14 protein-coding genes are annotated in these 13,583 nt (G+C 70.4%); 9 read left to right on the forward strand and 5 right to left on the reverse strand.

The annotated features are described in order from the left end of the window. Positions 1-7 precede the first annotated feature (7 nt). The 5 genes from ABZ477_RS16875 (at position 8) to ABZ477_RS16895 (ending at position 4,177) form a co-directional block, all read left to right on the forward strand. The gene (locus ABZ477_RS16875; protein WP_360135550.1) at positions 8-742 is read left to right on the forward strand and encodes a hypothetical protein; all 735 of its coding nucleotides are present in this window, start codon (positions 8-10) and stop codon (positions 740-742) included. A 35-nt stretch (positions 743-777) separates the two neighbouring features. Continuing rightward, positions 778-1,710 carry a 5'-3' exonuclease gene (locus ABZ477_RS16880; protein ID WP_360135552.1) on the forward strand — a complete coding sequence of 311 codons (933 nt, stop codon included), beginning with the start codon at positions 778-780 and terminating at the stop codon, positions 1,708-1,710. 78 nt (positions 1,711-1,788) lie between these two features. Then, positions 1,789-2,958 carry a sensor histidine kinase gene (locus ABZ477_RS16885; RefSeq protein WP_360135554.1) on the forward strand — a complete coding sequence of 390 codons (1,170 nt, stop codon included), beginning with the start codon at positions 1,789-1,791 and terminating at the stop codon, positions 2,956-2,958. Then, positions 2,955-3,620, forward strand: a complete 666-nt coding sequence (locus ABZ477_RS16890) for a response regulator transcription factor (protein ID WP_360135556.1) — start codon at positions 2,955-2,957, stop codon at positions 3,618-3,620. Before ABZ477_RS16885 ends, ABZ477_RS16890 begins: the two co-directional genes overlap by 4 nt. A 254-nt stretch (positions 3,621-3,874) precedes the next feature. Further along, positions 3,875-4,177 (forward strand): hypothetical protein, encoded by a 303-nt coding sequence (locus ABZ477_RS16895; protein ID WP_360135558.1) that lies wholly within the window; start codon positions 3,875-3,877, stop codon positions 4,175-4,177. Positions 4,178-4,231: 54 nt separating this feature from the next. Here the strand turns inward: ABZ477_RS16895 and ABZ477_RS16900 are convergent, their stop codons facing one another. The 5 genes from ABZ477_RS16900 to trpD form a co-directional block, all read right to left on the reverse strand. Continuing rightward, complete coding sequence (locus ABZ477_RS16900; RefSeq protein WP_360135560.1) at positions 4,232-5,512, reverse strand: MFS transporter; 1,281 nt, start codon at positions 5,510-5,512, stop codon at positions 4,232-4,234. Between the two features lie 9 nt (positions 5,513-5,521). Then, positions 5,522-6,034, reverse strand: a complete 513-nt coding sequence (locus tag ABZ477_RS16905; protein WP_360135562.1) for a ClbS/DfsB family four-helix bundle protein — start codon at positions 6,032-6,034, stop codon at positions 5,522-5,524. 104 nt (positions 6,035-6,138) lie between these two features. Beyond that, positions 6,139-7,134 (reverse strand): PHP domain-containing protein, encoded by a 996-nt coding sequence (locus ABZ477_RS16910; RefSeq protein ID WP_360135705.1) that lies wholly within the window; start codon positions 7,132-7,134, stop codon positions 6,139-6,141. A 76-nt stretch (positions 7,135-7,210) separates the two neighbouring features. Next, on the reverse strand, positions 7,211-7,699 hold the full coding sequence (locus tag ABZ477_RS16915) for an aromatic ring-opening dioxygenase LigA (protein WP_360135564.1): 489 nt from the start codon (positions 7,697-7,699) through the stop codon (positions 7,211-7,213). Between the two features lie 100 nt (positions 7,700-7,799). Next, positions 7,800-8,861, reverse strand: coding sequence for an anthranilate phosphoribosyltransferase (gene trpD, locus ABZ477_RS16920; protein ID WP_360135566.1), 1,062 nt, complete (start codon positions 8,859-8,861; stop codon positions 7,800-7,802). 168 nt (positions 8,862-9,029) lie between these two features. On the opposite strand from trpD, the gene ABZ477_RS16925 reads away from it, so the two are divergent. The 4 genes from ABZ477_RS16925 (at position 9,030) to ABZ477_RS16940 (ending at position 13,436) form a co-directional block, all read left to right on the forward strand. Further along, positions 9,030-9,674, forward strand: coding sequence for a heme-copper oxidase subunit III (locus ABZ477_RS16925; protein WP_360135568.1), 645 nt, complete (start codon positions 9,030-9,032; stop codon positions 9,672-9,674). Between the two features lie 19 nt (positions 9,675-9,693). Further along, complete coding sequence (locus ABZ477_RS16930; protein ID WP_360135569.1) at positions 9,694-10,494, forward strand: cytochrome c; 801 nt, start codon at positions 9,694-9,696, stop codon at positions 10,492-10,494. Between the two features lie 33 nt (positions 10,495-10,527). Continuing rightward, positions 10,528-11,586 carry a Rieske 2Fe-2S domain-containing protein gene (locus ABZ477_RS16935; protein ID WP_360135570.1) on the forward strand — a complete coding sequence of 353 codons (1,059 nt, stop codon included), beginning with the start codon at positions 10,528-10,530 and terminating at the stop codon, positions 11,584-11,586. A 113-nt stretch (positions 11,587-11,699) separates the two neighbouring features. Beyond that, positions 11,700-13,436, forward strand: coding sequence for a ubiquinol-cytochrome c reductase cytochrome b subunit (locus tag ABZ477_RS16940; protein ID WP_360135707.1), 1,737 nt, complete (start codon positions 11,700-11,702; stop codon positions 13,434-13,436). Positions 13,437-13,583: the final 147 nt, after the last annotated feature.

Below are 13,583 nucleotides of genomic sequence, written 5' to 3' on the forward strand. Positions count from 1 at the left end.
CATCCCCATGTCGACCGACTGCTACAGCAATAGCCAGTGGACTGGAGTCTGCGCATCGAATGACGGCACGAAGGTCGACGTCGGCGCGTCCGTCACGATCCCCGGGGCTGACGGCTTCCCGACCACCCCCGGCACGGACGACTCGACCAACCCCGCCAACCCCGCCAACCCCACGCGCCCCGGCACGATCCCCGCTCCCGCCGAACCCGATTGCACCGATCCGTTCTGTGATCGGGGCGGCTTCGTCGTCGTCGCACCTCCGGACGTGACCCTCGCCGACCTCGCATCCTTCCAGCCGGCCCGCCCGACCCTGACCGGCCAGCCCGAGGGGTTCGGCGTCGTCGGGATGCCGGCGAACCTCGTGGCGACAGCATCCGAGCAGTCCCTCTCGGGTCAGATCCTCGGCTGGGACGTCGAGGTCCGCTTCGTCCCGACCGCCTTCGTCTTCGAGTACGGCGACGGAACCTCCGCCCGGACGGGATCCGGCGGCGCATCCTGGGAGGCGCTCGGGCAGGCGCAGTTCACGCCGACGGCGACGAGTCACGTGTACCGCGCCCGCGGCACGTATCCCGTCGCGGTGACGGTCGAGTACGCGGCATCCGTGAGCTTCGGCGCCCGCTGGCGCGCCGTCCCCGGGGTCGTTTCGGCGTCGACGGGCGGCTACGTCGTCAGGGTCGTCGAGGTGCGCACGGCGCTCGTCGACCGCACGTGCGATGAGGACCCCTCGGGCCCCGCCTGCTGACGCACCTCGTCGGTGCCCCGTGACAGGATGAGCGCATGCCCGACCGCTTGATGCTCCTGGACTCCGCGTCGCTGTACTTCCGCGCGTTCTACGGCGTGCCCGACACCGTCCGCGCGCCCGACGGCACGCCGGTCAACGCCGTGCGGGGCTTCCTCGACATCATCACCAAGCTCGTGACGCTGTATCAGCCGACGCATCTCATCGCCTGCTGGGACGACGACTGGCGGCCGCAGTGGCGCGTCGACCTCATCCCGTCGTACAAGACGCATCGCGTCGCGGAGGTCGTCGTCGGCGCTCCGGACGTCGAGGTCGTCCCCGACCCGCTCGAGATCCAGGTGCCGGTCATCCGCGAGTCGCTCGCGAAGGTCGGCATCCAGGTCGTCGGTGCGCCTGAGCACGAGGCCGACGACGTCATCGGGACGCTCGCGACGACCGCGACGCTCCCTGTCGAAATCGTGACGGGCGACCGCGATCTCTTCCAGCTCGTCGACGACGCCCGCGACGTGCGCGTCGTCTACACGGCGCGCGGCATGAGCAACCTCGAGGTCGTGACCGACGACGTCGTCCTGACGAAGTACGGCGTCAGGCCCCGGCAGTACGCCGACTTCGCGACCCTGCGGGGCGACTCGTCCGACGGCCTGCCGGGTGTCGCAGGCATCGGCGAGAAGTCCGCCGCGACGCTGCTCGCGGCGCACGGCGACCTCGACGGGATCCTCCGGGCCGCCGAGGCGCGTGAGGGCATGACGGCGGGCGTCGCCGCGAAGATCGGCGCGGCTCTGCCCTACCTCGCCGTCGCGCCGCGCGTCGTCGCGGTCGTCCGCGATCTCGACCTGCCCGCCGTCGACGCGCGCCTCCGTCCCCTCGACGACGGCGCCAAGCAGGATGCCGCCGCCTTCGCGGAGCGCTGGGCGCTCGGCGCCGCCATGACGCGCATCGTCGACGCCCTCGACGCGGTTCCCACGGCCTGAATCCGTACTCCCCCGGGAGTACGCGCACGCCTCCGTGGAGCGGATGCCGCGCTCGAAGCGCGGGCGTAGCATCGAGGGATGCCGCAGGCCGGGTGGGATGACGACGCGCTGCGGTTCCGCCCACCGCCGGCCGTCACGCTGTGGGTCCCGGTCGTCGTCGCCTTCGTCGTGCAGGTGTCGGCCGCCATCGGGATCTCGGTCTGGCAGGACGTCCCGCCGCCGCTCGCGGCACTCAGCGTCGCGCTGGGAGCGGCATCCGCCCTCGCGCTCGTCGGCGCTCGGCGGTGGCCCGGACCGACCGTCGCCGTCGTGGCCGCCCTCTCGACGCTCGACCTCTTCGTGCCGCCCGACGCGGGTCCGGTGTTCCTCGCCCTCGCCTTCGCGATCATCGGCGCCGTCGTGCGCGGCGCCCGCCTCTGGGCGCTCATCTCCGTGGGGCTCGCGTGGCTCGTCGCCGTCACGGCGAGCGGGCTCATCGGCACACCCTGGCATCCCTTCCGCATCGCGCTCGCGACGCTCGGGCTCGCGTTCCTCTTCGCGATCGGCGAGGGCATCCGCAGCCGCCGGCAGCGCGGCGCGGAACACCGTGCGCAGCTCGTGGAACGTCGCCGCACGCTCGAGCAGGAGGAGCGCACGCGGATCGCGCGCGAGCTGCACGACGTCCTGGCCCACTCGCTGAGCCAGATCTCGGTGCAGTCGGGCGTCGGTTTGCACCTGTTCGACCGCGAGCCCGAGCGGGCGCGCGAAGCGCTCGCGAACATCCGGAGCCTGAGCGCGACGGGGCTCGACGAGGTCCGCGGCGTGCTGTCGTTCCTGCGCGGTGACGATCTGAGCGCGCCTCGCACGGCTCCCCTGACCCCGCAGCCGCAGCTCGCGGAGCTCCCCCGCCTCGCCGCACAGCGCACGGGGCTCGGGCTCACGGTCCGGATCGACGACCGTCTGGGCGGCTCAGCCCCCGCCGGCGAGGTGCAGACGGCGGCCTACCGCATCGTCCAGGAGGCGCTCACGAACATCGTGCGGCACTCGGCTGCTGCGACGGCGACGGTCACGCTCGAGCGTCACGGAGGCGACTTCGTCGTGAGGATCGCCGATGACGGCACGGGACTCCCGGAGGAAGCGGTCGAGGGCGGCGGCATCCGCGGCATGCGCGAGCGCGCCCTGCTCGTGGGCGGCACGGTCGATGTCGAGCCGGGCCCGCGTGCGGGCACCGTCGTGACTGCGCGCCTGCCCTGGCAGGAGCTGCCGTGATCCGCGTCGCGATCGCCGACGACCACCTGCTCGTCCGCGCCGGCTTCCGGGCCCTCCTGGACTCGGAGCCCGACATCGAGGTCGTCGCCGAGGCGTCGGGCGGCCGGGAGCTGCTCGCGAAGCTCCGCGCCGAGCCCGTCGACGTCGCTCTGCTCGACATCCGGATGCCCGACGGCGACGGCCTGTGGACGACGGAGCAGATCGCCCTCGACCCCGCCCTCGCGGACGTCCGCGTCGTCATCGTGACGACGTTCGAGCTCGACGAGTACGTCGTCCGCGCGATCCGCGCGGGCGCGAGCGGGTTCCTCGTGAAGGACACCGAGCCCGTCGACCTCATCCGCGCCGTGCGGGTCGTCGCCGCAGGCGATGCCCTCCTCTCCCCCGGTGTCACGCGCCGCCTCCTCGAGCGCGCCGCCGGCGGGCTGCGGGATGCTGTCGACCCCGGCATCCTGTCCCCGCTGACCGACCGCGAGCGCGAAGTGGTCGCCCTCGTCGGCGAGGGCCTCACGAACGAGGAGATCGCGGCGCGGCTGTTCATCTCGCCGCTCACCGCCAAGACGCACGTGTCGCGCGTCCTGCAGAAGCTCGACGCCCGCGATCGCGCTCAGCTCGTCGTCATCGCGTACGAGAGCGGGCTCGTCCGCCCCGGCTGGAGCGCCTGAGCGCGCACTCCCGATCGTCCGGCCCACGAGCGGAGGAGATCCGACGAGCGGATGACGGATGCCGCGTCCCGCCCCTGCGCTCGTCTGTTGTCCTCCGGCCCTCGGCCGCGCACGCCCTGTCCATGCAACCCGCACCCGCCGGGTACTCCGCGCGGAGCATCCCGATTCACTCCCCGTGGCGGATTCGCGCGGAGCGCCGCGCGGCTTGACTCGGAGCGTCCGGCATCGCGCCGGCGAACGACCGAGAGGCTGTCATGTCCGCAACACTCGCCGCCGCCACGGTGGCCACCCACTTCGTCGGCCCGTGGGGCTTCGGCTGGTGGTTCCTGCTCATCCCGCTGTTCTGGATCCTCTTCTTCGTCCTCATCTGGGCGATCTTCGGCCGGCGCTGGCGTCGCGCCGCCGCCGAGAACGGCTACGGCCCGTACGGCCGGCTCAACCCGTCGCGGCAGGCCGAGGCGACGCTCGCAGAGCGCTTCGCGAAGGGCGACATCGACGAGGTCGAGTATCGCGCCCGGCTCGAGGTGATCCGTGCCAACGCGGCGCCGCGAGACTGACGCGCGCACGCGCGACGGCCACGACCCGCAGCGCGCGGCGGCCCGACGCTCTTGTCAGGCCGTCGCGCGGCGGGATGCCGCGATCGCGGCGAGCAGCACGGCGCAGTAGACGACCGAGAGCACGAGCAGGACCACGAGCCCGAGCGTCCAGCCGCCCGTCACCTCGTGGAGCGCACCGAGGAAGGGCGGGCCGAGCGCGCCGACGGCATACCCGCAGCCTTGCATGAGTGCCGACATCCCGGCGGCCTCGGCGTCGCTGCGGGCGACGGCCACGAGCGCCGTGAAGATCACGACGAACCCGCCCGCATGCCCGATCGCCCCGATCGAGACCCACAGCCACAGCAGCTCGGGAGCCACGAGCAGCCCGATCGTGAGGACGAGCCACGAGCTGCAAATGACGATCGCCGGCACGATGCGCGGCGTGAAGCGCGTGAGGATCGGGATGAGGAAGGCGCCGAAGATGCCGACGCCCTGGTACAGCGACGCGAGGGCGCCCGAGGCGGATGCGTTCGTCCCGAGCTCGTCGGCGGCGATCGTGGGAAGCCACGTCGACAGCGCGTAGTAGATCGTGGTCTGCCCCGCGAAGGATCCGACGAGCAGCCATGTGACGGGCCGCCGGAAGATGGACCGGCTCGAGCGCCCTCCGACGACGGGCAGCGGCCCGGTGACAGTCGCAGGGTCGATGTCGACGGCCTCGCCCGACCCGTGGGCGGGTTCGCCCGAATAGCGTTCGCCCCATTCCGCGCCGCGACTGCGGCTGCGCCGCAGGTGCACGCCCCACAGCGCGATCCCGGCGATCGTGATGCCCGACCACACGAGCAGTGCGAGGTTCCACCCGATGAGCTCGGCGAGCGGCGCCGTCAGCAGCGAGGTCAGCAGCGACCCCGCGTTGAGCATCGCGGCGTAGGCCGCCGTCACGATCCCGACCCGGCTCGGGGGTACGTCCCGCCGGATGATGACGGGGACGACGACGTTGCCGATCGTGACGGACGCGCCGATCACGAACATGCCCGCGAGCATCCAGCCGAATCCCGGCAGAGCCCGCACGAACGTGCCGAGGAGGACGCCGCTGAGCGACAGCATGAGCGCGAGCTCGGCGCCCGCGCGCCGGATCACCAAGGCCGCGAGCGGGGTCAGCAGAGCGAACATGAGGACGGGCGCCGTCGTGAGCAGGCCCGCGGCCGCGGAGCCGATGTCGAGGTCCTGCTCGATGTCGCGAAGGACGGGCGTCGGCGAGACGATCGGTCCGCGCAGGCTCAGCGCCGCGACGAGGACCCCCGAGACGACGAGCCACGGGATGCCGCGCGCCGACGTGTTCCCGGGGCGCGCAGTCACCCCCCGAGTCTAGAGAGCGGCCGGCTCAGGCAATCCGTCGGCGATGACCCCGCGCGCCCACACGTAGTGGTTGCCGCCGCACTCGAGGCAGAACTCGCCGAGCTTCGACCCTCGCGTCCACGTGTAGGTCGCGGCGTCGAAGAGCTCCTCGTCGCTGAGGGCCGCGATGAGGCGCTGCAGTCCGGCGTGCGAGGCATCCAGTCGGCGCTCGACATCCTGGATCGAGGCATGCTGCCAGTCGTCGCGCAGCACGACGTTGAGCGCATCGAGTTGACGCCACGTGTAGCCGTCTGCGGGGATCGCGGGCGAGCCGCCGATCATCCCCTCTTCGTACCAGCCCTCGAGCAGCAGGTGCCAGGCGAGCAGGTGGGCGAGCACGTCGCGCACGCACCGGTCGCGCGCGTCGCCCGCGAAGGCCTCCTCGATGCGGCCGGCCTCGCGGAGCCTCTCGACGACCGCCTTGAGCTGGGCGTACTCGTCGGCGTTCCGCTGGATGAGCGCGTCGCGCTGCTGCGTCGCCATGTCACGTCCTTCCCGCCCTCCCGGGCGCGCCGCCCGGGACCCCGAAGTCACGATACGCCCGCCCCCCCGACAGACGGGATGCTGTTCACCCCGCGGGATGCTGTTCACCCCGCGCGTCGCGTCCACTCGCGCAGCCGCTCCAGGGGCCACGTCGTCACGATCCGCTCCGCCGGCACGCCGAGCCGCTCGGCGCGCTCGGCCCCGTAGTCGATGAGCGAGAGCTGGCCCGGGGCATGGGCGTCGGAGTCGATGGAGAAGAGGCACCCGATCCCTAGCGCCAGGTCGATGAGCTCGTCCGGCGGGTCCTGGCGCTCCGGCCGGGAGTTGATCTCGACCGCGACGCCGTGTGCCGCGCACGCCTCGAAGACCGCGCGCGGGTCGAAGGTCGACTGGGGGCGCGTTCCCCGAGATCCCTCGACGAGGCGCCCCGTGACGTGGCCCAGGACATCGACGCGCGGGTTCGAGGCCGCCTCCACGAGCCGCCGCGTCATGGGGGCGCGCTCCATGCGCAGCTTGGAATGCGCCGACGCGACGACGACGTCGAGCTCGTCGAGGAGGTCAGGCTCCTGGTCGAGCGCGCCGTCGTCGAGGATGTCGACCTCGATGCCCCACAGGAGCGTGAAGCCGTCGCGGCATTCGGCGGCGACGTGCTCGCGCTGCGCCCGCAGCCGCTCCGGCGACAGCCCGTTGGCGACTCGCAGGCGCGGGGAGTGGTCGGTCAGCGCGACGTACTCGTGGCCGAGCGCGCGCCCCGCCGCCGCCATGAGCTCGATGGACGTGAGTCCGTCGGACCAGTCGCTGTGGCTGTGCAGGTCGCCGCGCAGAAGCGCGCGGAGCGCCGAGACGCGCTCCCCGCCGGCGCGCTCCCGCAGATCTTCGAGGTATGACGGCACGCGACCGGCGAGCGCCTCCTGGATCACCCCGAACGTCGAGTCGCCGATCCCCTTCCGGCGGCGGAGGGATGCGGCATCCCGCAGCTCCTCGTCGGTCAGCCCCGCGATGGCGTCCGCGGCCGCGCGGAACGCCTTCGACTTGTAGCGCGAGGCGCGCTCGCGCTCGAGCAGCGTCGCGATCTCGGCGAGCGCGTCGTGCGGGTGCACGGCGAACGGCGCGGATTCCGAGGTGTCGCCCTCGGAATCCGCGCCGTCAGTGGATGCCACTCGATTCAGCTCGCCGTCACTCGACGGCAGCGACGTTCGATCGCTTCACCACGACCGGCGTGCTCGCCAGGCGCAGGAACGCCCAGCCGAAGAGGATCGCGAGGACACCCATGCCCGCTGCGAACAGCGCGACGCCGTACGCGACGACCGACGTGAACAGCGACGCCCGTAGGAAGGATGCCTGCATGACGGTCGCGCGCACAGGATCGTCCTGGTCGAGCTCGGCGTATGTCTTGCCGCCCGATGCCGCGAGGGCGTGCGTGTTGATGATGTCGGCCTGGACGTAGGCCGTCAGCGGCCCCGTGACCTGCTGGCCCTGGAAGGCGGCCGCGTCGTCCGGGATCGTGATGTTCTCGGCCGTCAGCTGGCTGGTCACGCCGATCCAGGCGATGATGCCCACGAGGATCAGCAGCACGCCTCCGACGATGCCGAGGACTCCCACGGCCTTGACGAGTCCGAGCTTCTTGGTGGGTGCTTCGATCGTGTCGGCGGTTGCGTCACTCATTCCTGTCTCCTCTGCATGGCGAGTGCACTCCTTTTGTGCACACGCTAGCGATGGGGAGTCACCCGGGGAAGAGACCACGCCGAGCGCTGACCGCCGTGGGTCAGGCGGCGAGCGACCTCGTCACAGCGACCCAGTCGTCGAGCTTCGCGAGGGCCCGACCGTCGTCGATCGCCGCCGCCGCGTCGTCACGCGCCTCCGCGAGACGGTCGAGGATCGGCCGCTGGACCTGCGCCGCGTCGCGGAACAGCCGGTAGGCGACGATCCCCGCCGCGGCGTTGAGCAGCACGATGTCGCGCACCGCTCCTTGCTCGCCGCCCAGCACCCGCCGCACGATCGCCGCGTTGTGCGCCGGGTCGCCGCCCAGCAGGTCGTCGATGTCGGCGAGCGGGATGCCGAGATCGCGCGGGTCGAGGTCGTGCTCGTGGATGTCGCCGCGGCTCACCTCCCACAGCCGGCTGTGGCCCGTCGTCGTGAGCTCGTCCAGTCCGTCGTCGCCGCGGAAGACGAGGGCGGTCGCTCCGCGCGTGCGGAACACGCCCGTGATGAGCGGCACGCGGTCCAGGTGCGCGACCCCCACGGCGTTGGCCTCGGCACGCGCCGGGTTGCACAGCGGCCCGAGGAAGTTGAAGACCGTCGGCACGCCCAGCTCGGCGCGCGTGGGACCGGCGTGGCGGAACCCCGGGTGGAACGCCGTCGCGAACGCGAATGTGATGCCGGCCCGGCTCAGCGCCTCGGCGACGGCCTCGGGCGACAGCGTGAGGTCGATGCCGAGCGCACCGAGGACGTCGCTCGACCCCGACTTCGAGCTCGCCGCCTTGTTGCCGTGCTTGACCACGGGAACTCCGGATGCCGCGGCCACGACCGCCGCCATCGTCGACACGTTGACGGTGCCGAAGCGGTCTCCGCCCGTGCCGACGATGTCCAGGACCGCCGCGTCGACGGGCAGCGGCAGAGCGGCTTCGAGGATCGCGTCCCGGAAGCCCACGATCTCGTCGACCGTCTCGCCCTTGGCCCTCAGCGCCACGAGGAAGCCGGCCAGCTGCGACGGAGTCGCCTCGCCCGACATGACCTGGCGCATCGCCCAGGTCGACTCCGAGACGCTCAGATCGCGCTTCTCGAGAAGCGCCGTCAGGATGCCCGGCCACGTGTAGAGGTCTGCCATAAGGCAGAAGCCTAGCCCCGCGGAGGATCTGTTCCCGGGTCCCCGACAGCCGCTCGGCGGCGCCCATTCTCACGCCGGACTCCCAGCGTTCTCTTAGGTGAGCCTAAGTTCCATCGAGGCCAAATCGATGCCGCCCGGTGCGAAAATCACAGCCGGAGTTCAGCCATAATGGTCAGCGTGACGACCACGCCAGCGACCTACTCTCAGGCCATGCGGTCCGTCAAGCGGCCGGATCCGGTCGCCGTCGGAACCATCGTGTGGCTCGGCAGCGAGGTGATGTTCTTCGCGGGCCTGTTCGCGATCTACTTCACCCTCCGGAGCACCTCCCCCGAGCTGTGGGAAGCGCGCACCGAACTGCTGAACATCCCCTACGCGACGGTGAACACGATCATCCTCGTGCTCTCGTCCGTGACGTGCCAGATGGGCGTGTTCGCGGCGGAGCGCTTCCAGCCGTACCGCACGGGCGGCTTCTGGAACATCCGCAGCTGGGGCATGGTCGAGTGGTTCTACCTCACCTTCATCATGGGCGCGATCTTCGTGTCCGGTCAGGTGTGGGAGTACGCCCAGCTCGTCACCGAGGGCATGGCCATCGACGCCGATGCGTACGCGTCGGCCTTCTACCTCACGACGGGCTTCCACGCCCTGCACGTGACGGGCGGCCTCATCGCGTTCCTCCTCGTCATCGGACGCGCCTACGCGGTCAAGAACTTCGGACGCAAGGAGATGACGACCTCGATCGTCGTCTCGTACTACTGGCACTTCGTGGATGTCGTCTGGATCGCTCTGTTCCTCGTCATCTACTTCCTGAAATAGAGCGGAGCTGTATCCCGACATGGCACGAGAGACCAAGCGCCGCGCCCACGGACGCCGCAGCCCCTGGGCTGCCGCAGCCCTCATCGGCATCGGCCTGCTTCTCACCGGAGGCGCCTACGCAGGCGCCTCTGCCGCGATGGCGGCAACGAGCGAGACGCAGGTGAAGACCGCACTGACGGCCGAGGACGGCAAGAAGCTCTTCCAGGCGAACTGCGCCACCTGTCACGGCCTCGACCTGCAGGGCACCGAGTCCGGCCCGTCGCTGTACGGCGTCGGCGAGCTCGCCGTCGAGTTCCAGGTGGCGACCGGCCGCATGCCGCTTCAGGCGCAGGCGCCGCAGGCGCCGCAGAAGCCGGTGCAGTTCACCGAGGACCAGATCCTCGCGATCGCGGCATACGTCCAGGAGACCTCGCCCGGCCCGACCTTCCCCGACGAAGAGGTGCTGGACGGCGAAGGCGACGTCGCGCGCGGCGCCGAGCTGTTCCGCATCAACTGCGCCATGTGCCACAACGTCGCCGGCGCCGGTGGCGCCCTGACGGAGGGCAAGTACGCCCCCGCGCTCGACAAGACGAGCGCGCTGCACATGTACGCCGCGATGGTGACGGGCCCGCAGAACATGCCTGTCTTCAGCGACATGAACCTCACGACCGAAGACAAGCGCGACATCATCTCGTCGCTGCTCTTCCAGCAGGAGGCGGTCGCCCCGGGTGGATTCACCCTCGGATCGCTGGGCCCCGTCTCGGAGGGCCTCTTCATCTGGATCTTCGGCATCGGCACGCTGATCGCGGTCACCGTGTGGATCACCGCGAAGTCCAACTGATTCGACACTGACGAGCACGCAAAGAGGAGCAGCATGGCACACGAGGAAGACCCGCTCGAGCACGAGAGGGCTTCGTGGAAGCCCTCCCCGGGGCTCGCAGTCGCGGTCACCGACCCGGTGCACACCCCGGAGGTCCCGCCGCATCGCCTGCGGATGACCGACAAGGACCCGGCGGCGATGAAGCGCGCCGTCCGCACGGTCTACACGCTCTTCTACCTCTCGGTGGCGGCGAGCGTCTGGGCGATCGCCGCGTACTTCCTGTTCCCGATCGAGGACGGCTCGCTGGTCTCGGTCCGCGACAACAACCTCTTCATCGGGCTCGGCATCGCGCTCGCCCTCACCGCCATCGGCGTCGCCACGATCCACTGGTCGAAGGCGATCATGTCCGACAAGGAGTTCATCGAGCCGCGGCACGCGACGCGCGGACGCGACTCGACGCGCGCAGCCGCGTACCACGCCTTCGACGACGCCAACGAGGAGTCGGGCTTCGGCCGTCGGGCGATGATCCGCAACTCGCTCATCGCGGCGCTCGTCGCATCGGTCCTCCCCGGGATCACGCTCTTCCGCGGCCTGGCGCCGCAGAACGTCGACCCCGTCGAAGAGCTCAGCCACACCATGTGGAAAGAGGGCATGCGTCTCGCCCGCGACCCCGAGGGCACGCCGATCCGCGCCTCCGAGGTCACGCTCGGCTCGGCCTTCCACGTCATCCCGGAAGAACTCGCCTCGCTCGGACACGAAGAGGGCTACCTCGACGCGAAGGCCAAGGCCATCGTCCTGCTCATGCGCCTGCTGCCCGAGCAGCTCGTACCCGGCGAGAACAAGATGGAGTGGACGTACGACGGCATCGTCGCGTACTCCAAGGTCTGCACGCACGTCGGCTGCCCCGTCGCTCTGTACGAGCAGCAGACGCACCACCTGCTCTGCCCGTGCCACCAGTCGCAGTTCGACGTGTCGCGCGGTGCGGCGGTCATCTTCGGGCCCGCGGCGCGTCCGCTCCCGCAGCTGCCCATCGCCGTCGACTCCGAGGGCTACCTCGTCGCGCAGAGCGACTTCACCGAACCCGTCGGTCCGAGCTTCTGGGAGCGCCATTGAGTACCGCGACTCACGACTCTGAGCACGAGACGCTCGGGACGGCCGTCCACGGCGATCCGGTCCAGCGCGACAAGCCCCTCGGCGGACGGTTCGTCAGCGGCGCCGCGAGCTACATCGACGAGCGCACGAGCCTCTCCGGCTTCGTGAAGGAGCTCGGCCGCAAGGTCTTCCCCGACCACTGGTCCTTCATGCTCGGCGAGATCGCCCTGTGGAGCTTCGTCGTCGTCCTGCTGTCGGGCACGTTCCTGACGTTCTTCTTCCAGGCCTCGATGGTTCCGACGCACTACACCGGCGCCTATCTGCCGATGCGCGGCGTCGAGATGTCGGCGGCGCTCGACTCGACGCTGCGGATCTCGTTCGACATCCGCGGTGGTCTGCTCGTGCGTCAGATCCACCACTGGGCCGCCCTCGTGTTCGTCGCCGGCATCGGCGTGCACATGCTGCGCGTCTTCTTCACGGGCGCGTTCCGCAAGCCGCGCGAGCTGAACTGGGTGATCGGCTTCATCCTCTTCATCCTCGCGATGGGCGAGGGCTTCACGGGCTACTCGCTGCCCGACGACCTTCTCTCGGGCAACGGCCTGCGCATCATCGACGGCATGGTGAAGGGCATCCCGCTCATCGGCACGTGGACCTCGTTCCTGCTGTTCGGCGGCGAGTTCCCCGGCGACCAGATCGTCGGACGCCTCTACACGCTGCACATCCTCCTGCTGCCGGCGATCCTCGTCGGACTGCTCGTGGTCCACCTGATGCTCATGGTCATCAACAAGCACACGCAGTTCGCGGGCCCCGCGCGCACGAACAGCAACGTCGTGGGCTACCCGATGATGCCGATCTACATGTCCAAGATGGGCGGGTTCTTCTTCCTGACCTTCGGCGTCATCGTCCTGATCGCGTCGCTGTTCCAGATCAACCCGATCTGGAACTACGGACCGTACGACCCCTCCCCGGTCTCGGCCGGCACGCAGCCGGACTGGTACATCGGCTTCGCCGACGGCGCTCTGCGCCTCGTGCCCCCGGGCTGGGAGTTCGTGTTCCTCAACCGGACGTGGTCGTTCAACATCATCGTCCCGCTCGTCGTCCTCGGCCTGTTCATCGTGCTGGTCCTCATCTACCCCTTCATCGAGGCCTGGGTCACGGGCGACCAGCGTGAGCGCCACATCGCCGAGCGTCCTCGCAACGCGGCCACGCGCACCGCGATCGGCGCAGCCGGCGTCACGTTCTACGCCGTGCTCTGGGCTGCGGCCTCGTCGGACATCATCGCCACGCACTTCAAGCTCACGATGGAGGGCGTCATCCACACCCTCCAGGCGCTGCTGATCATCGGGCCGGTGATCGCGTACTTCGTCACGAAGCGCATGTGCATCGCGCTACAGAAGAAGGATCGCGAGATCCTCCTGCACGGCTACGAATCGGGCCGCATCGTCCGCCTCCCCGGTGGCGAGTACATCGAGGTGCACCAGCCGATCGACGACTACGAGCGCTGGAAGCTCATCGACGCGGACGCCTTCGAGCCGCTCGTCGTACGCCCCAACGCCCGCGGTCGCATTCCCTGGCACCACAACCTCCGCGCGGCGGTGTCGCGCTGGTTCTTCGAGGACCGACTCATCCCGCTCACGCAGGCGGACCTCGACGAGGCGGCGGCGCACCAGCACCACACGCTCGACCACATCGCGACCGAGGAGGAAGCCGAGATCCAGGGTGCGCATGAGCGCGCCGGCGTCCCGGATGCCCCGCACACCCCGATCGACGACGGCAAGCACGGCGAGGTCCCGGTGCGGCCCTCGAACGTCATCGTCCCCGAGGTCGAGGGCAAGGCGCCCCGCAACCGCGAGAAGGACTCCAACCAGTAAGCGTCACAGCTGGATCGGATGCCCCCGCTCGGCCCTGCACAGGGCTCGAGCGGGGGCATTCCTCTGTGCACGGGCCGCTCCGATGATCGGCAGGAAAGCGCCCATCGCTGACACTCGCAGAGCGGAGCCGCCGGCCCCGAGACCCGT

This window comes from Microbacterium sp. NPDC019599, from assembly GCF_040632175.1.
In the GTDB taxonomy this organism is placed as follows: domain Bacteria; phylum Actinomycetota; class Actinomycetes; order Actinomycetales; family Microbacteriaceae; genus Microbacterium.